Annotated in this window: 11 protein-coding genes; 3 read left to right on the top strand and 8 right to left on the bottom strand. The window is 39.9% G+C overall.

What is annotated here, in order from left to right; genetic code table 11:
* Positions 1 to 34: 34 nt before the first annotated feature.
* From baeS to AACV00_RS09645, 4 genes are read right to left on the bottom strand one after another with little or no spacing between them, the layout of a single operon-like run.
* Positions 35 to 1,411, bottom strand: coding sequence for a two-component system sensor histidine kinase BaeS (baeS, locus tag AACV00_RS09660; RefSeq protein WP_004243448.1), 1,377 nt, complete (start codon positions 1,409 to 1,411; stop codon positions 35 to 37).
* Positions 1,408 to 4,491 (bottom strand): multidrug efflux RND transporter permease subunit MdtC, encoded by a 3,084-nt coding sequence (gene mdtC / locus AACV00_RS09655; RefSeq protein WP_104459745.1) that lies wholly within the window; start codon positions 4,489 to 4,491, stop codon positions 1,408 to 1,410. Before mdtC ends, baeS begins: the two co-directional genes overlap by 4 nt.
* A complete protein-coding gene (locus AACV00_RS09650) occupies positions 4,488 to 7,619 on the bottom strand; it encodes an MdtB/MuxB family multidrug efflux RND transporter permease subunit (protein ID WP_004243446.1) in 3,132 nt (1,043 codons plus the stop codon). Before AACV00_RS09650 ends, mdtC begins: the two co-directional genes overlap by 4 nt.
* Positions 7,619 to 8,854 (bottom strand): MdtA/MuxA family multidrug efflux RND transporter periplasmic adaptor subunit, encoded by a 1,236-nt coding sequence (locus AACV00_RS09645; protein WP_063108388.1) that lies wholly within the window; start codon positions 8,852 to 8,854, stop codon positions 7,619 to 7,621. The genes AACV00_RS09650 and AACV00_RS09645 overlap by 1 nt, the downstream gene beginning before the upstream one ends.
* A 564-nt stretch (positions 8,855 to 9,418) precedes the next feature.
* Here AACV00_RS09645 and dtpA point away from each other — a divergent pair.
* Entirely contained in the window at positions 9,419 to 10,885 is a 1,467-nt protein-coding gene (dtpA, locus tag AACV00_RS09640; RefSeq protein ID WP_004243443.1) for a dipeptide/tripeptide permease DtpA, read from the top strand.
* A 184-nt stretch (positions 10,886 to 11,069) separates the two neighbouring features.
* Positions 11,070 to 11,699, top strand: coding sequence for a helix-turn-helix domain-containing protein (locus AACV00_RS09635; protein ID WP_004248294.1), 630 nt, complete (start codon positions 11,070 to 11,072; stop codon positions 11,697 to 11,699).
* Between the two features lie 262 nt (positions 11,700 to 11,961).
* Here AACV00_RS09635 and AACV00_RS09630 read toward each other — a convergent pair whose 3' ends face one another.
* The gene (locus tag AACV00_RS09630; protein WP_004248292.1) at positions 11,962 to 13,335 is read right to left on the bottom strand and encodes an MFS transporter; all 1,374 of its coding nucleotides are present in this window, start codon (positions 13,333 to 13,335) and stop codon (positions 11,962 to 11,964) included.
* A 764-nt stretch (positions 13,336 to 14,099) separates the two neighbouring features.
* Between AACV00_RS09630 and AACV00_RS09625 the strand changes: the two genes are divergently transcribed.
* On the top strand, positions 14,100 to 14,324 hold the full coding sequence (locus tag AACV00_RS09625; RefSeq protein ID WP_232504911.1) for a hypothetical protein: 225 nt from the start codon (positions 14,100 to 14,102) through the stop codon (positions 14,322 to 14,324).
* A 64-nt stretch (positions 14,325 to 14,388) separates the two neighbouring features.
* Here AACV00_RS09625 and mgtE read toward each other — a convergent pair whose 3' ends face one another.
* From mgtE to ppk1, 3 genes are all read right to left on the bottom strand, one after another.
* The gene (mgtE, locus tag AACV00_RS09620) at positions 14,389 to 15,852 is read right to left on the bottom strand and encodes a magnesium transporter (RefSeq protein WP_012368037.1); all 1,464 of its coding nucleotides are present in this window, start codon (positions 15,850 to 15,852) and stop codon (positions 14,389 to 14,391) included.
* A 233-nt stretch (positions 15,853 to 16,085) separates the two neighbouring features.
* Complete coding sequence (gene ppx / locus AACV00_RS09615; RefSeq protein WP_004243438.1) at positions 16,086 to 17,621, bottom strand: exopolyphosphatase; 1,536 nt, start codon at positions 17,619 to 17,621, stop codon at positions 16,086 to 16,088.
* Positions 17,622 to 17,624: 3 nt separating this feature from the next.
* Positions 17,625 to 19,706 (bottom strand): polyphosphate kinase 1, encoded by a 2,082-nt coding sequence (gene ppk1, locus AACV00_RS09610; RefSeq protein WP_004243437.1) that lies wholly within the window; start codon positions 19,704 to 19,706, stop codon positions 17,625 to 17,627.
* Between the last annotated feature and the right edge of the window lie 6 nt (positions 19,707 to 19,712).

The raw sequence follows: 19,712 nt of genomic DNA, 5'->3' as shown, positions 1-19,712 counted from the left end.
ACAATAATATTCAGTATAATCAATAGAGCAAAATTTAATTATCTTCAGAATAGACAGGTAATACGATAAGTATTTTTACTCCACCGATAGCGGATGGCATAGCCGTGATTTTACCATTATGAGCTTCGACAATATTTTCGCAAATCGCAAGCCCCAAACCAGAGCCACCGCTGGAACGATTACGAGAGCTTTCGGCCCGATAAAAACGTTGGAATACCGCTTCATATTGTGCTTTATCTAGCCCCGGGGCACTATCTTCCCACACAATCAACACATTATTATGTTCTCTTTTGCTACTAATATGCAATTGACCACCAGAATTGGTATAACGAACACTGTTTTCTAATAGATTATGAAAAAGTTGGATCAACCTATCCGGATCAGCTTGTACAATCAGTTTGACGTTATCATCTAAATCAGTCTGTAAAGCAATCTCTTTGGCTTGATAAATATGCCGATAAGAGGCGACAGCTAACAAAATAATTTCATTAATATCAATAAAATCCTTACGATAGGTCAAAGAGCCTCTATCAGATAATGATAGCTGATGTAGATCGTTTACCAGTTTAGTTAAATTTGTTACTTCAAAGAGTAATGAATTTAACGTTTCTGCTGTTGGCTTTCTTACACCATCTTGTAACGCTTCAAGCTCTCCTTTTAAGATAGCCAATGGCGTACGTAACTCATGGGAGATATCTGCCATATAATCACGGCGAATTTGCTCATTTTTTTCCAGTGTACTGGCAAGTTGATTAAAATCCGTTGCTAGCTGGCTGATTTCATCTTTATTGGTTGGGGTCACGCGAACAGCAAAATCGCCAGCGGCTAATTTATGGGTTGCCTCCACTAATCGCTTTACTGGGCGGATCATGCTGCGTGACAGTATTAACGTAATTAATAGCGCAAAAAGCACCGTTAAGCCGGCAATGATCCAACTGGTGCGTAACTGTTGCTTATCAAAGCTAATATCTGCTTCGTTGCTGATTTTGTCCGCTGCACTGACAATCACCCAGCCGACAATTTCATCATGATAAGTAATAGGTTTTTTAAAGGTTTCTGCGGGAAATTGATTATCATGGCCAAATAAGCGTTTCATCTGTTTATCGACGATCCAAAACTGAGTACGCCATCCTCGAGGGGCAGGGCCTTCACCACTTTGACTTATTTGGTCAATGGTTCGTAGTATCTGATAAATAGAGCGATCATCTCGATTAAGAAAACGCCAATCTCCGGTTAATTGATATTGATCGCTTAATGCTTCGGCTAACAAGGTTGCCCGCTGTTCACTGTTCTTCTTGATATAGCCAATAAACCCCTGCTGGAAGCTACTACGAATACCGATATGCATAGCAAATACCACTATCATGCAAGTCGCGAAGATCACCAAAAATAGCTTACTTCTTAGTTTCATGCATTTGCCTCTTTTCTGTTATGGCGTCGCTGTTGCCAACGTTGGCGAACACCATCAAAAAACAGATAGATAATCGGAGTGGTATACAGGGTTAATAATTGGCTCATAAGCAAGCCACCCACAATGGTAATGCCTAATGGTTGCCTTAATTCCGCACCATCACCACTACTTAGCATCAGAGGTAAAGCGCCAAAGAGCGCGGCTAAGGTAGTCATAATAATAGGGCGGAAACGCAATAAACTGGCTTGAATAATCGCTTCTTGAGCGGATAGTTTTCCTTCTCGTTGAGCCGTAATCGCAAAATCCACCATAATAATGGCATTTTTCTTCACAATACCAATTAACAACATAATGCCAATAAGAGCAATTAAGCTAAAGGGGGTATCAAACAAGCGCAGTGCTAATAATGCGCCAACACCGGCAGAAGGCAATGTGGATAAAATAGTCAATGGATGAATATAGCTCTCATAAAGCACACCAAGGACAATATAGACGGTGACAATAGCCGCTAAGATCAAGATAAGCTGTGACTTAATGGTTTCTTGAAAAATTTGTGCTGTACCCGCAAAGGTGCCTCGTACCGTGTTAGGCACACCTAACTCTGTCATGGTTCGCTCAATGGCGTTAATGGCATCAGATAAGGTATAGCCCTCTGGCACATTAAAAGCGATGGTAGAGGCGGCAGATAACCCTTGGTGATTAACACTTAAAGGTGCATTAGCGGGATACCAACTGGCAAATGCAGATAATGGAATACGTTCACCTTGTGTATTCATCACATACATTTTATCTAGTGCAGAGACATCTTGCGTATATTGTTCAGATACTTCCATCACGACTTTATACTGATTTAGCGGGGCATAAATGGTAGAGATCTGCCGCTGCCCAAAGGCGTTATTTAATAAATTATTGGCATCACTGACATTAATGCCTAATTGCGACATAGTATCGCGATCATAAGTGAGTGCCATTTCGGCACCTTTATCTTCTTTATCTGAGTTGACATCAACCAGCTCAGGTAATTCGCCTAACGCTTTACGTATTAATGGCTCCCATTTACGTAATTCACTTAAATCATCAGCGAGTAAAGTAAACTGATAACTGGCATTAGCTTGGCGTCCTCCAGCACGTACATCTTGTACAGGCATTAAAAATAGTGTTGCACCGGGTTCATTAGCCAGTTTGATACGAAGGCGATTGATCACTTGATTTGCACTATCTGTGCGCTCTGAGAGCGGATTAAGTGAAATAAACATAAATCCACTATTAATACGTCCTCCCCCCGTAAATCCCGTGACGCTATCAACATCTTTATCTGCATTAATCTCCTGCATAAAACGGGTCATTTTTTCTTTCATCGATTGGAATGAAATACTTTGGTCTGCACGTACAAATCCCATTAAACGACCGGTATCTTGATCTGGAAAGAAGGTTTTCGGCGCACTGATATATAAATAAGCATTCAGTCCTAAGGTGGTAATAAAAATAGCCATGATCCAGCGTTTATGCCGTAATGCCGCTTGTAGTGTGACACTGTAACCTTGTTGTAAGCGAAAAATTAACTTACCAAATCCGCGTAAATGTGACTGTGCTTTGGGTTTTATGCCTTTTAATAAATGGGCACACATCATTGGGGTTAATGTTAAGGAGACAAATAAAGAGATCCCAATCGCGGTGGTTAAGGTAATGGCAAACTCTTTAAAAAGTCGTCCGACAAGGCCATCCATTAACAAGAGAGGAATAAATACCGCCACCAATGAAATACTCATTGAAAGTACCGTAAAGCCCACTTCGCTAACCCCTTTTAGGGCGGCTTGTTTAGGTTTTAAGCCATTTTCGATATGGCGAGAGATATTTTCGAGTACGACAATCGCATCATCCACGACAAAGCCGGTTGCAACCGTTAATGCCATTAATGATAGATTGTTTAAGCTAAAGCCACATAAATACATGGCTGAAAAAGTACCAATTAATGAAACGGGTACGGCAACAGCGGGGATCAAGGTAGCACGCCCTGAACGTAGAAATAAGAATACCACTAAAATAACCAGTGCCACGGCAATCGCTAATGCGCGTTCAACTTCTGCTAATGAGGCACGAATAGTGGGGGTTCTATCTTGAGCTACCTTTAAATTGACACTGGCAGGGAGTAGCTCACGTAATTCGGGGAGTTCATCACGAATGCGGTTGACAGTTTCGATGATATTGGCGCCTGCTTCACGGCGAATAACCAGTAAAATAGCCGGTTCACCACCACTCATTCCTGCCGCCCGTGCGTTTTGTACAGAGTCTGTCACTTGGGCAACATCACTTAAACGCACGATAGCATCTTGATTATAATGCACAATAATTGGGCGATAATCTTGAGCTTTGCTTAACTCATCGTTAGTTTGTATCTGCCAACGATTTTCATCATTATGAATAAAGCCTTGTGGTCTTCTGACATTGGATTGACTAATGGCTTTGCGTACATCATCAAGACTGACATTTTGATTAAATAGCGCATCAGGATTGAGTGCAACACGCACAGCCGGCAGTGAACCCCCCCCTACGGAAACTTCACTCACTCCTTCAATTTGCGAGATTTTTTGTGCCAAGCGTGTTGATGCGAGATCATAAAGCTCACCAGTATTTTGTGTTTCAGAGGTCAGCGTTAAGATCATAATCGGTGCATCAGAAGGATTTGATTTGTAATAACGTGGGCGACTTGGCATCCCTGAAGGTAATAGGCTTTGTGAGGCATTTAACGCAGCCTGTACATCTCTAGCTGCGGTATTAATATCTTTATTTAAGTCAAAAACTAATGTGATACTGGTACTACCTAAAGCACTGCTTGACGTCATCTCATCAATCCCCGCAATACGCCCTAAGGAGCGTTCAAGGGGAGTGGCAACAGAAGAAGCCATCGTTTCAGGTGATGCCCCCGGTAATGAGGCATAAATATTAATGACCGGATAATCAACTTGTGGCAGTGGTGCGACAGGTAACAACATAAAACCTAACGCACCACAAAGAGAAATGGCTAGGCTAAGTAGTGTAGTAGCAACAGGTCGTTGAATAAATAGAGCAAACAGCTTCATGACACCGCTCCATTATCATGTTCAACGCGTTTATGGCGATTAAGGTAAAGTGATAACTTATCAAACAGCAAATAGATAACAGGGGTGGTAAATAAGGTGAGTATTTGACTCATAATTAAGCCCCCCACCATACATACACCTAATGGTTGGCGTAATTCAGCCCCTACGCCAGTGCTTAGCATTAAAGGCAATGCACCTAATAACGCAGCCATAGTGGTCATTAAAATAGGGCGAAAACGTAGCAGACAAGCTTGATAAATTGCTTCGTAAGGAGATAGTCCTTGTTCTCTTTCAGCGGCCAGTGCGAAATCGATCATCATGATGGCATTTTTCTTAACAATACCAATCAACAAAATGATGCCAATAATCGCAATAATATCTAGCTCATTACCGGCTGCCATCAGTGCCAATAAAGCACCGACACCCGCAGTAGGTAGGGTAGATAAAATAGTAATTGGGTGAATAAAACTTTCGTATAACACGCCTAATACAATATACATAGCAACGATGGCCGCAATGATAAGCCACAGCGTGCTGGAAAGGGCGCTTTCAAAAGCTAATGTAGCCCCTTGAAACTGTGTCGTAATATCTTTTGGCATCGCAATTTGCTCTTCTGCTTGCTTAACGGCATTAACAGCGGCTTCAAGAGATGCGTCTTTCGCGACATTAAATGAGAATGTGGTAGCAGGAAACTGCTCTTGGTGATTGATAGATAAAGGCGCGAGACGTTGCTCCACAGAGGCAATAGATAAGAGTGGCACCATAGCACCCTCTTTGCCGGTTAAATGAACAGCAGAAAGTGCCTGTAGTCCTTCACTATTGTGCATATTTTGTTCTAAGACAACACGATACTGATTTGCTTGGGTGTAAATCGTTGAAATAAGTCGCTGTCCAAAGGCATTATACAGCGCATTATCAATGGCACTCATTGATATTCCTAAGCGACTGGCTGAATCTCTATCTACATTGATATAGGCCATCATCCCATCAGCTTGCCAATCACTGCTGATGTCGGTAAGTTCCGGACTCTCTTGTAGTGCCTGTGATAATTTAGGCACCCAATAGGCAAGCTCATCGAGCGAGGTTGCTTGCAAGGTAAATTGATATTGAGTACGGGAAACTTGTGTATCAATAGTTAAGTCTTGTGTGGGTTGTAAATAGAGTGTAATTCCTGCAATAGAGGCGACTCGTGCTTGTAAACGAGGAATAATTTCATCAATGCGTGAATCACGTTGATCGAGGGGTTTTAAGGTAATTTGCAAGCGACCTGTATTGAGGGTGGCATTACTGCCATCGATACCCACAAAGCTCGCAATATTTTCAACAGCCGGATCGTCAATCAGTTTCTCAACCACTTGTTGCTGTTTTTCAACCATCGCTTGATAAGAAATGGATTGTGAGGTTTCTATTGTACCTTGTAGTAACCCATTATCTTGTAAAGGGAAAAAGCCTTTAGGGATAAATAGATAGAGCAAAACTGTTAGTGCTAATGTACTGAGGGCAACACCTAATGTTATCCATTGATGATTTAATACACGTTTTAGCCAAACCGCATACACGGCGATCATCTTTTCAAAAAAGCGCTCACAAGCCATTTCAAAACGATTGTGCTTAATTTGACTTTCTGGTTTAAGTAAGCGTGCGCACATCATCGGCGTTAAGGTTAAAGAGACTACCGCGGAAATTAAAATCGCCACGGCTAAGGTAATGGCAAACTCTCTAAATAAACGACCAACAATATCTCCCATAAATAACAGCGGGATCAGTACGGCAATTAAAGAAAAAGTCAGTGAGATAATAGTAAAGCCGATTTCTCCCGCCCCTTTTAAGGCTGCGGTTAACGGCTTATCTCCTCGCTCTAGATAACGGGAGATATTTTCTATCACCACAATGGCGTCATCAACCACAAAGCCTGTCGCAATGGTAAGTGCCATTAAGGTGAGGTTATTGACAGAAAAACCGCAAAAATACATCACCGCAAAAGTACCCACTAAGGAGAGGGGGACGGCAATGCTAGGAATAAGAGTGGCAACACCATTACGTAAAAATAGATAGATAACCATGACCACAAGTGCAATCGCCAAGCCCAGTTCAAACTGGACATCTTTCACTGATGCCCGAATGGTTGTGGTTCTATCGGTTAAGATCTCAACATTTACCGACTTAGGCAAATTAGACACTAAATCCGGTAATAAATTACGAATATTATCCGTTGTTTCAATAACATTAACACCCGGTTGGCGTTGCACATTGATAATAATGGCTTGTTGATTATTGGCCCAAGCACCAAGCTGGTTATTTTCTGGGGCTTGTTCAATGGTGGCAATATCGGCAAGGCGGATGGGGGCGCCATTTTTATAGCTAACAATCAGTTTGCGATAATCATCTAATGATTTCATTTGATCGTTGGCGGATAACGTTACCGAGCGAGTGGGGCCATCAAGGCTACCTTTGGCAGAGTTAACATTGGCATTATTAATAGCCACGCGGATTGTTTCACTATCTAACCCATAAGAGGCGGCTGCTTGGGCATTCAATTTTACGCGCACAGCAGGGCGTTGTCCGCCGGCTAAAGAGACTAAACCAACGCCGTTAACTTGCGATATTTTCTGCGATATTCGCGTTTCTACCATATCCTGTAGCTGTGTCATCGGCAATACAGAGCTGGTGACGGCTAAGGTTAACACTGGCGGATCAGCCGGATTTACTTTGCTGTAAATGGGCGGATAAGGTAAATCAGTAGGTAATAAGTTAGTTGCTGCATTAATGGCCGCTTGTACTTCTTGCTCTGCGACATCTAACGGTAATGTGAGTTGGAACATCAATGTAATGACTGATGCCCCACCTGAACTTTGTGAGGACATCTGTTTTAAGCCTGACATCTGTCCAAATTGACGCTCTAACGGTGCTGTTACCGCAGAGGTCATCACCTCGGGGTTTGCCCCAGGATAGAGTGTGACGACTTGAATGGTCGGATAATCAACTTCAGGTAATGCAGACACTGGCAGCATACGATAACCGACAATTCCTGCTAATAAAATCGCGACCATAAACAGCGTTGTTGCCACTGGACGTAAAATAAATAAACGAGATGGCCCACCACCTGTAGCGGGGATTTTTTCGCTCATTATGCTTTCTCCGCAACAACGGGATCTGTGGTTTTAGCTTTAGGTGCCAGCGGTGTTACAATCTCGACTTTGGCACCTTGCGTTAATCTATCCACACCATCGGTGACAACACGTTGATTAGCGGATAACCCTGAGGCAATGACAACTTTATCTGCATTTTGTGATGCAACCTCAACAGCGAGTTTGCTGACTTTGTTTTCCTCATCAACAACCCAAACAAAGTGTCCTTCATTTCCCATTTGTAATGCTGCATTGGGGATCACTACCGCTTTTTCTAATGTAGTGACATATAAACGAATATTGACAAATTGATTGGGAAATAGCGTACTTTCTTGTTGAGGAAAACGGGCTTTTAATTTGATAGTCCCTGTAGTGGCATCAATTTGATTATCAACACTAAATAGTGTCCCTTGTGCTAATTCAATTTTATTATTTCTGTCTAATGCAACAACAGGTAATGTAGGGCTATTTTTACGGGCTAAGATAACCTGTGATAGATCTTGCTCTGGTAATGTAAAGAGCACATCAACAGGATCCATCTGATTAATAACGACAATTGGCGTAGATGAGCCACCAGAAATATAGTTACCGACATCAACCTGCTTTAATCCCACCCGTCCTGAAATAGGGGCCGTTATTTTGCTATAGGTTAATTGTAATTGTGCATTATTAATTGCTGCTTTATCGATACTAATACTGGCTTCAGACTGTTTGACTAAAGCCGCTTGGTTGTCTAATTCTTGTTGTGAAACCAAATGGGTCTTTGCCAGTTTTTGGTAGCGAGCTAAATCAAGGCGCGCATTCGCCAGTGTGGCCTGATCTTTTGCCAATTGCCCTTTAGCTTGCGCTAATTGCACTTCAAAAGGGCGTGGGTCGATTTCTGCTAACAAATCGCCTTGATTCACTTGTTGGCCTTCGGTGAAATGCAACGCCATTAATTGCCCTTCCACACGGCTTGTCACGGTCACACTATTGACGGCTTTCACTGTGCCTAAAGCGGTTAAAAATTGCGGCACATCTTCTTGTGTAGATGTCGCCACTTGTACAGGTGGCATCGGTGGTCGTCTTGAGCCAGCTGTACTTCTATTTGGTGTATTCGCAGTAGGGGTATCTTTACTCACAGGAGGTGCGCTGTTGTTTGAAGAGTATTGCCAATAGGCGATAGCGCCAGCGATAACAATAAGCAGGGTGATAATAAGAGAAAATCTTTTTTTGGTCTTTTTGTTGTTATTCATTGCGTTGGTGATCCTACTGACAACTCGCTAATTGAGAAAAAATGAAATGACACAATCAATTATGACATTCTACCTATTTCTTTAGGGGTAAAAATGGAGGAAATATGAAAATTGAGTCAAGGAATGTGTTTATTGATTATATTCTAATCAGTTGTTGTCACTTAGCAATAATATGCTGGAGTTATCTCTTTTTTATAAAGAGAAAAACGATTTCTAGCTAGCTATCTCGGCGCACTTTATTTTTATATAGTGATGATGAATAAACCAGCATAAAATAAATGATTAATAATCAGTGAGTTATTTTGTTTGTTGATTTTTTGAACGCATAACTATTTTGTACAAATGGCGTCAACTATGATAAAACGCAATAGTTAGTTATAATTCTTAGATAATTATTCTTTCCGGTGATAGAATGCCAACCTTGTTTTTCTCTGTATTGAACTCTTTATTAAGAATAACAATTCAGTATGAATAACACCGCGCTTTAACTCTGTCTTGAATCATAATGTTTTTGGTAAAAGCAGCCCAAAAATAAGGGCATAATAGAATAACTAGAGGTTTTTAGTGTCAACTGCAAACACACCTGAAGATGAACAGAAACCGAGTCTGAATGCGTTTAAACAGCCTCGTGCATTTTATCTCATCTTCTCAATCGAATTATGGGAACGTTTTGGATATTACGGCTTACAAGGGATCATGGCCGTTTATCTGGTTAAAATGCTGGGTATGAGTGAGGCGGAAGCTATCACTGTTTTTGCCGCATTTACCGCATTAGTTTATGGCTTTGTGGCAATTGGTGGCTGGCTTGGCGATAAAATTCTCGGGACAAAAAGGGTTATTGTCCTAGGGGCTATTGTGCTGGCAATTGGTTATGCCATGGTTGCTTTCTCCGATCATGATAAAGATATGATTTACTGGGGTTTAGCCACTATTGCGGTGGGTAATGGTTTATTTAAAGCCAACCCTTCCTCTTTATTAGCCACCTGTTATGAGAAAGATGATCCACAATTAGATGGTGCATTTACCATGTACTATATGTCGATTAATGTGGGATCATTTTTATCCATGTTAGCGACACCATGGTTAGCGGCGAATTATGGTTGGGATGTCGCTTTCGCATTAAGTGTGGTGGGGATGTTGATCACACTGGCAAACTTTATGCTATGTCGCGGTTGGATCAAAGATAAAGGCTCTAGGCCTGACTTTGAGCCACTAAACTACCTGAAACTGTTATTAACGCTGGTGGGGATTGTTGCTTTAACGGCAGTATCAACGTGGTTATTACATAATAATGAAGTGGCAACATGGTCTTTAGCGATTATTTCATTAGGTATTATCCTGATTTTTGCCCGTGAAACTTTTATGATGAAAGGGGTTGCACGGCGTAAAATGATCGTCGCTTTCTTACTGATGGTGGAAGCCGTGGTATTTTTTGTTCTTTATGATCAAATGCCAACATCATTAAACTTTTTTGCGATCCATAATGTTGAACACGCTATTTTAGGCTTTAGTGTTGAGCCAGAGCAATTTCAATCACTTAACCCATTTTGGATCATGCTAGCTAGTCCATTATTGGCTGCTATATATAACTTTATGGGTGATAAATTACCCATGCCTTATAAATTCACAGTGGGAATGTTTTTGAGTGCAACTGCATTCTTAGTATTACCATTGGGGGCGAGTATGGCAAATGAAGCCGGTATCGTTTCATCATGGTGGCTTGTTGCCAGTTATGGCTTTCAAAGTATTGGTGAGCTGATGATCTCAGGATTAGGTCTTGCGATGGTGGCCCAACTAGTGCCACAGCGTTTAATGGGCTTTATTATGGGCGCATGGTTCTTAACATCTGCGGCAGCTGCAATTATTGCTGGTAAAGTGGCAAGCTTAATGGCTGTTCCTGAAGACGTACAAAATGCACACGCTTCATTAGAAATATATAGCAGTGTATTTTTACAAATAGGTATCGTAACAGGTGTTATTGCACTGTTAATGCTATTTACTGCCCCTATGCTGAGTAAAATGACACAGTAATATGTGAAATTTATTGTCTGACAATAAAAGGATGCTCTAGGGCATCCTTTTTTATATCTATTTAAAAATAAAGTTAATTTTAACAAAAAATATCTATAGTACTTGATAATGTTGTTTTTTATTTATACTTGTTTTATACACTTTACTCACTATATAATGAATAAAATGTAAAAGAGAGGTGGGTATGAACAGCGTAATACAAAAACGAACATCACAACAATTATCGGTAGAGAGAGTGGCTGTTCTAGAAAGAATGACTGTTCTTACAAAAGAATTGGTTAATGAATTAGCAGAGAAGAAAAGTTTAGCAAGTGCTTTAAAAATGAGTGATAACGAATTGGCTCAGTTAATTTTTGAAACTCAACTGATACGTTCGTCTGCAATTTCACCAAGAGAACAACGTAAAATAGCCCGTTTAAACGAAGGCGCTATTAAGTTTTCTGAACGGCTAAAAGAGCTTGGAGGCACATGTAGAGCTAGCCAAGCTGCAGCTATTTTGGGAGTAAAACGTCAAACGATTAATAATCGGTTAAAGGCTAATAAACTATTAGCGGTTAAAGTGGGAGGAGAATATCGATTACCTATTTTTCAATTTGATGGTAATCGATTAGTGGATGGATTAGATGAGATCTTAATTTTATTGGATAGTTTAAGCTCAACAACAAAAGTATCATTTTTAACGAGTATGTATTTTTTTGAGGATGAACAAGATATTAATGTTATTGATGCGCTTAAAAAATATGGACGCATGAGTGAACAAATGCAAGAAATTATTCATCAAGCTAAACTTTTTGGAAAACATATTTCAAACTAATAAAAATCTACTCATTATCGTTGATCTTAAAATGTAATGTTTCAGTAATGATCTCAAGTCCTGTAATGTCTTGATAGGGCCAATTTTGCGGAAAATTTTCTTTTTTACAATCTTATCAATTGATTGATATATAACAAGATTAAATTCAGATAAACTACAGTGATTAGATTAATTATATTGATGCAACAACACCACCTATTAGGGTGGTGTTGTTGTGAATAATAAATTCTAAGGAGAGTAAAATATTTCTTGCTAGCAACGATTAACTAGCGACTTTATCAACTTGCAACGCTATCTCTTTTTCCCGTGAGCTGGTGTTTACCGCGATCCAGCCTTTATAAGCTAAAGGTAAGAATGCGATAACAATGGCTAATGCAGAAACAGCTGCAACATAATAAGCTCCTGCCATTGCCGTTTTTTCCAACCAAGCGCCCGTTAACATTGGCGTTAAGCCACCAAATACGGCATAGGCCATATTATAAGCAAAAGAGAGGCCAGAAAAACGAATTGAAGGAGGAAATGCTCTAGTACTCACAATTGGCGTTGTGGCAATTGCACCGACAAAAAAGCCCATCAAACCATAGTTAAATGCTAATTGGATACCAGACATATTGGCATCTAAGCTTCCATAAAAATGGAATGCAGTAACAATTAATCCACCCCATGATAAGGTCATGGATGCACGGGTTCCTAATTTATCACCCAACCAGCCCCAGAAGATACATCCTAAGGTCAGCGTTAAGGTGGCAACACAGTTAGCTTCTAACGATGTTGTTCTGTCTATTTTGTAGATCCCTTCAACAATGACACTGGGTGTCATCAAAATAGTAACAACAATAGCTGTAGATAAAGACCATGTTAATGCTGCAGTAATTAAGCAGGCTTGTTTATGGTTTTTGATAACCGAAACCACAGGCATTTCTTGTGCTAAGGCTTTTTTAGCCGCCATCTCTTTAAAGATAGGTGTTTCTTGTAAAAAACGACGTAAATAAACCGAGATCAAGCCAAATATGCCACCTAAAATAAAGGGAATTCGCCATGCAAAATCATTCACTTCTTGAGCGCTATAGCTGCGTTGTACAATAATAGCGACGATAGAGCCTAATAAGATGCCACCAGTAATACCGGATGTTAAGGTACCCACCCCTAAGCCATAACGCTGTTTCGGGGTGTGTTCGGCAATAAATACCCAAGCCCCGGGCATTTCACCACCGATAGCCGCTCCTTGCATAATACGCATCAATAACAGTAATAACGGTGCAGCCACACCGATGCTGGCATAGGTAGGTAATAAGCCAATCACCAAAGTAGGTACAGCCATTAAAAAGATACTTAAGGTAAACATACGTTTACGGCCGATAATATCGCCATAGTGAGCCATAATGATGCCACCTAAAGGACGAGCAAGATAACCGGCAGCAAAAATACCTAATGTCTGCATCTGAGCGATAAAAGCGTTATCACCAGGAAAGAATAAATGGCTCAATGTTTTCGTAAAGAACACGAAGATCACGAAATCATAGAACTCCAATGTTCCTCCTAGTGAGGATAAACCCAACGTTTTATAGTCGTTGCGGTTTAAAGGTCTTGCCGTAGGTTGACTCAACGGCTGAGTGGAGTGTGATTGTGATGTCATAATAACAACCTATATTAATCATCGTGATAAAAAAGAGTAAATAACCAAACCATCAATAAAATTCTTAAAAAAGTTGATCACAAAGGTGGCAATAAATAACGTTAAAAAGTTATTTATCGTCTTTTATACAAGAAAGAATAATATTGTAATGATGTAAATAGTTATATCAGGAAGCTCTTTATGAAGTAAAGAGCATAAAATAAAACAATTCGATAAGTTGTCATTGTGAGCATCTGTAGTTTTTAATGCTAAGTTTTGTTTGTTTTGTGATTTTTAGGACGGTTTTTATTTTCTTGTGTAGTTTTTTAATAAAATTAGAGGTTTTGTTCTTACCTTTATTTTCATTTATTAGTTATGGTTAAAAAAACTATTTATTGAATATCATTTCAATTTTTCTAAATTGAATTAAATAATAAAATTAGCGTTATTTTAATTTATTATTTCTTGTTAATTAAATAATAATTAGATTATTAATTAATAAACATTGATGTTTTGTAGCAATATAACCTGTTATTGGCATTATTTTTAGGGTATTCATCTAAAATAAACCTAGCTATTCGTTGGTTTTAAATTTCTTAAAATTGAAAATTATTGATATTAAATGTCAATCAATATGGTTATTGTAAGCGTGGTTACGCATTTTTATTTAAAATATAGATTTTAAATAGTTAAATGATAAATAGGGAAAAACAGCAAAAATCATCTCAAAGCGTCATTATCTGGTTATAATTACATCAGATGTCGGTGGATATAGCAGGGGGGGAATGATGAATTCAATTTCGATAAGTGCGGTGTTGTTAGCCGCGATTGTGCTATTTGCATCTGTGTTTGTTGTCGCTTTAGCTAGTAGTCTGCTACTAAAAAAAACGCTGTATGGGAGTCTGCAACAAGATAATTTATCAGTCAGTGTTGCGGTAAGAAGAACGTTTATGGTATCGCTTGTTGTCGCATTACTACTGGTCTATTACTTTCTTTCAACAACAGCCTAAAAAAGTCTATAAAAACAAAAACGCCACTGTGATGTACTCTACAGTGGCGTTTTTATCTGTTTTGTTAAACTAAGAAAATAGTGGCTAGGCCTAAGAAAATAAAGAAGCCACCAGTATCGGTGATCGCGGTGATCATCACACTTGAGCCAATAGCCGGATCTTTACCCAGTTTTATCATGGTCATCGGTATTAATACTCCCATCAAGGCAGCCATTAATAGGTTGAGTACCATGGCCATTGTCATTACGGCGCCCATCGCAACATCACCATAAAGGAAGTAAGTTACAACTCCCATTATTCCCCCCCAAACAATACCGTTGATAAGGGCAACACCTAACTCTCTTAAAATTAAGAACGAGAAACTACCAGTCTGAATTTGATGTAGTGCTAATGCACGCACAATCATAGTAATGGTTTGGTTACCGGTATTTCCCCCAATACCTGCAACAATGGGCATTAAAGTTGCTAAGGCGACTAATTGGGAAATGGTATGCTCAAACACACCGATAACACGAGAAGCGACAAAAGCAGTACATAAGTTGATAGCAAGCCATGTCCAACGTGTTTTAACCGCTTGCCCGACAGGGGCGAATACATCCTCTTCTGGGCTTAACCCCCCCATACGACGAATGTTGGTATCGCTCTCTTCATGCATATTATCGACGATATCTTCAACGGTTAAACGTCCCATTAACAGGCCATTACTATCAACAACTGCAGCCGAAATTAAGTCATAACGTTCGAACGCACCCGCTGCATCTTCGCCTTTCTCTTCGGGCATAAAGCTGACAGTATCGGTTTTCATGACATCAGAGACCCGTTTATCCGGCGACTGGGTTAATACTGTGGTTAAGGGTAATTCACCTAACAGATGATTGGCATTATCAATAACGAAAATTTTATCCGTGGCTTCAGGAATAGAGCCACGTTGGCGTAAATAACGTTGAACCGTTTTTAATGTTACGTTGCCACGCACGGTGACAAACTCAAAATCCATCATCTGTCCAACACTATCCTTCGGATATTGCAGGACTTCTCTGATCCTATTACGCAGACTTGGTTCTAAATAGGTCAAAAGACGACGCATGGTATCACGGGGTAAATGCTCCGCAATATAGGCCTGTTCATCCACATGCAAAGAAGCGACTGAGCGTAATAATTCACGATCCGTCATATCTTTAATTAGGCTGTCCCAAACGGCGACAGAGGCTTCGACTAAAACCGCACCACGCTCATTATTATCAACCAAATGCCATAGGGCTAAACGTTCATCATAGGGAAGGGCTTCAAGAATATCTGCAATATCTGCCGCGTGTAGATCTTGTAGTAATTCTCTAACAGTGGTGATTTTTTCATGAAGTTCATGGTGGCTCAGCCTATCACTTTCACTTGCTTCACCTAACACTGTTTCAACAAAACGGTCATCTTCAAGAAAGATGTTCAGAATTTGTTGACGCAGGTGTGCCACTTTTTGTGAATATGGATTGATGGCAGCCGCAGTATCATTATTGATAGCTGATTGAGACATGTTATTCCTTTTTAATTCTTACGAGGGAGATAACCATTAGTATTCATTATTCCATTTTAGGATGATTATCGGTCTTCTCCATATAAAAAAATAGCGATCTTGAAAATATTACATTGGGTATTTTCATATTATCGTCACAAATCAAACCTTACGTTGTTATGTGATAGTTGTTGTATGATAAATGCAACAAAAGACGCATTATACCGCGTCTTTTTCTGTATAATATCATATTGTTAAGCAGATTCCTCTTTTATATCCAGTTTCCAGCCTGGAACGGCCTGCCAATGCTCCTGTTCTTTTTCTAAATCCAATTCCATCAATGTGTTATCGGCAAGATAATTTTTAGGAAAATAGAGTGTCCAGTGATTATCATCGGTCACTAAACGTAAAGAAACCGGTTTAGTGGTTGATTGACGCTGATTATTAAGTAGTGTTGCTAACCTAAGTATTTGTACTAATGGATAATACTGTTTCTTTTTATATAGATTAAATTTAGGTAACTCATCAAACTTAATTGCTTTGCGATGATAACGAACTAATGTAGTTAATAATTGTTGTTGTTCTTGATTAAAACCGGGTAGATCTGTATTCGAAAGAATATAAGCAGAATGACGATGCAAACCACTTAAATTGATACTTAATCCCACTTCATGCAACATCACCGCCCATACTAAAATCGCTTCTAGATCAGGACGAACCAGTTTAGGATTTTGTTCCGCCCACTGAGCATACAGTGATTGCATTGTGGTGAGGACGCGCTTAGCTTGTTCACGATCGATATTATAGTGTTCAGCAAGGCTTTTGGCGGTACGCTGGCGAATATCTTGATGACGAAAACGGCCTTCCATTTCATACAATACACCTTCACGTAATGCACCATCAGATAAATGGAGAGCCTTTAAGCCTAGGGTATCGAAAATACCGCATAAAATGGCTAAACCAGGTACAAAACTGTGTTTACGTTCATCGGATAATCCCGGTAGGGTGATATCCTTAAATTTTTTAAACCGTAGTACCTGTTTGGTCAACATTAATAGGCGTTCAGGGGTGATCACACCATCTTTTTCACCAAATTCAACCAAAATTTCATGTGCAGCCTTGATAGTACCCGATGCGCCTAATGCGACATCCCAGCCGGTCATTTTATATTGCCAAGCAATTTTTTCCATTTTACGTGCTGCTTTTTCGCGAGCTTTACGAAAAGCGGATTCGCTAATTTTTTGGTTCGGGAAAAATTGGCGGCTAAAGCTGACACACCCCATACGCTGGCTTTCGATCAAGATGGGTTCAAAATTTTCTCCGATCACTAATTCGGTAGAGCCTCCACCAATATCAATCACTAGCTTACGCCCTTTTTCAGATTGCGTATGCTCAACGCCCATAAAGATCAGGCGTGCTTCTTCGTGACCAGAAATAATTTCAATAGGATAGGGCATCACCTCTTTTGCGCGTTGCAAAAAGACTTTGGCATTGCTAGCAACCCGTAACGTATGTGTACCGACCACAGTGACATTTTCTGCTGGAAATCCCTGTAACCTTTCAGCAAAAAGGGAAAGTGCAGAAAGCCCCCGCAACATTGCTTCTTCACTGAGTTTATCATTATCATCAAGGCCATCGGCAAGATATACCCGTTGTTTTAAACGACTTAATACCTGTAAGGCACCATTGACAACACGGGCTATGATCATATGAAAACTATTAGAACCAAGGTCTATAGCCGCAATTTCTAAAGGACGTGGTGAAGAAGAGTCATCTTGTAATAAAGGCATTGATTACGCTCGTGATCCTGGTTGTTCTAATGATTTAAGGTATTCATATACAGCAAGTTGGGCGCGGATCTTACGTTTATTTCCTCGAGGAACATAGCTATTTGTTAGATCTTTATCTAAATATCGTGCTTTTACAGTATCATTAAACTGGATCTCAAGAATATCCAAAATACGCTGTTTTAGCTGAGGGTCGAGTAGTGGTACGGCAACTTCAATACGATAATCAAGGTTACGAGTCATCCAGTCTGCGGATGATAGGAAAATTTTCTCATCCCCTTTATTGGTAAAGACATAAACACGATCATGCTCTAAAAAGCGGTCAACAATACTGGTGACCTGAATATTTTCACTAAAATCGGGCTGATTAGGGACTAAAGAGCACATACCGCGTACTAATAGGCGGATTTTAACACCTGCTTGTGAGGCATCATAAAGACGATTAACTAACTCTTCATCGACTAAATTGTTAACTTTTAAGGTAATACCCGCAGGGTGCCCCGCTTGAGCATTGTGAATTTCATTTGTGATCAACTGGTTTAACAAAATACGTGAGTTTTGCGGTGATACCATTAAATGTTCAAAAGTCACCGGACGATAAGGGTTTTCAATAAAATTGAACACTCGACGTACTTCATTATTAATTTCTGTATTCGCGGTTAACAGAGAATAGTCGGTATAAAGGCGTGCAGTTTTTTCATTAAAATTCCCAGTACCAATATGCGCATAGCGAATGATTTCGCCTTCTTCCAAACGAGAAATAATAAATAATTTCGCATGAATTTTTAAGCCGGGTGCTGAAAAGATAACGTGGACGCCAGCTTCGGTTAAGCGTTTAGCCCAATGTATATTCGCGGCTTCATCAAAGCGAGCTTGTAATTCAACGACCACAGTGACACGCTTACCATTGTGGGCGGCGTGGATCATCGAATCGATAATCCGAGAGTCTTTTGCTACGCGATAGATATTGATTTTTATTGAAATGACACTGGGATCAAAAGACGCTTGGCGTAATAATTCTAATACATGCTCAAAGGTATGATAAGGATAATAAAGTAACACATCACGTTCACGAATTGCATCAAAGCCATTACGGAAATTATCAAACCAAACATGGCGTAAACGAGGAATAGGTTTATTTAATAGAAACTTACTACCCTCATTAGGAAAATTAATAAAGTCTTTAAAGTTGTGATAACGCCCACCAGCAATGACCGAGTCATTATTAGATAAACCTAATTTGCTACGCAGTAAAGCAACCATTTCATCGGGCATATCACGTTGATAGACAAAACGAACAGGCTCAGCGGTAAGACGTTGTTTTAAGGTAGATGACATCATTTCTAATAAGCTGGATTCCATTTCCGTGGCTAAATCATATTCAGCATCACGTGTCATTTTCATGGAATAAGCATTTAAAGAATCATAGTCAAAGAAGCCTTTAAAAATCTCATCAAGACAATAGCGTAAGATATTATCCAGCAAGATCATTGACTTTTTCTTACCTCGGCCTTGTTCTGTGGGCAAAATAACAAAACGAGGGACTTTATCTGAGGGGATCTCTAACAAAGCGTAGTGAATAGTTTGCCCCTGAGCAATTTCAACGGCTAAATATGTGTAGTCATCTTTTAAAAACTCAACCAAATTAGTTTCAGGGTTGATAAGGATCGGCGTGATATGTTTTCTTAAGTTTTGGCGAAAATATTGGCGTAACCAAATTTGTTGATTAGGTGAGATTTGCCGTTCATTGATTAAAAAAATCTGATTACGCGCCATTTCTAAAAGCAAGTCGTTATACAGTGCGTCGAATTCTTGGTCGGCTTTGGCAACTTTAGATTGGATTTTTTTGATTAAATGACGAGCGTGACTAGAGCCAGAGCGTGAGCCGCGCTCCTCATTAATTAAAATACGCCGTTTTACATCCGCAAAGCGAACTTTATAAAACTCATCAAGATTATTTGAATAGATCCCCAAAAACCTGACCCTTTCGATTAGCGGGTTACGTTTATCTGCCGCCTCTTGCAATACTCGCTCGTTAAACGCAAGCCAGCTGATCTCTTTATCAATATAGAGTCGTTCTTGGGACATCTGAAC

The sequence above is a fragment of the Proteus sp. G3927 genome (assembly GCF_963894685.1).
GTDB lineage: Bacteria > Pseudomonadota > Gammaproteobacteria > Enterobacterales > Enterobacteriaceae > Proteus > Proteus mirabilis.
Note: the sequence above shows the minus strand (reverse complement) of the source record. Positions and strands in the feature narration are given on the sequence as shown.

What these genes read in the sequence shown, in the direction of transcription:
- baeS (WP_004243448.1), bottom strand. Translation starts at nt 1,411, where the DNA reads ATGAAACTAAGAAGTAAGCTATTTTTGGTGATCTTCGCGACTTGCATG.
- mdtC (WP_104459745.1), bottom strand. Translation starts at nt 4,491, where the DNA reads ATGAAGCTGTTTGCTCTATTTATTCAACGACCTGTTGCTACTACACTA.
- AACV00_RS09650 (WP_004243446.1), bottom strand. Translation starts at nt 7,619, where the DNA reads ATGAGCGAAAAAATCCCCGCTACAGGTGGTGGGCCATCTCGTTTATTT.
- AACV00_RS09645 (WP_063108388.1), bottom strand. Translation starts at nt 8,854, where the DNA reads ATGAATAACAACAAAAAGACCAAAAAAAGATTTTCTCTTATTATCACC.
- AACV00_RS09635 (WP_004248294.1), top strand. Translation starts at nt 11,070, where the DNA reads ATGAACAGCGTAATACAAAAACGAACATCACAACAATTATCGGTAGAG.
- AACV00_RS09630 (WP_004248292.1), bottom strand. Translation starts at nt 13,335, where the DNA reads ATGACATCACAATCACACTCCACTCAGCCGTTGAGTCAACCTACGGCA.
- AACV00_RS09625 (WP_232504911.1), top strand. Translation starts at nt 14,100, where the DNA reads ATGATGAATTCAATTTCGATAAGTGCGGTGTTGTTAGCCGCGATTGTG.
- mgtE (WP_012368037.1), bottom strand. Translation starts at nt 15,852, where the DNA reads ATGTCTCAATCAGCTATCAATAATGATACTGCGGCTGCCATCAATCCA.
- ppx (WP_004243438.1), bottom strand. Translation starts at nt 17,621, where the DNA reads ATGCCTTTATTACAAGATGACTCTTCTTCACCACGTCCTTTAGAAATT.
- ppk1 (WP_004243437.1), bottom strand. Translation starts at nt 19,706, where the DNA reads ATGTCCCAAGAACGACTCTATATTGATAAAGAGATCAGCTGGCTTGCG.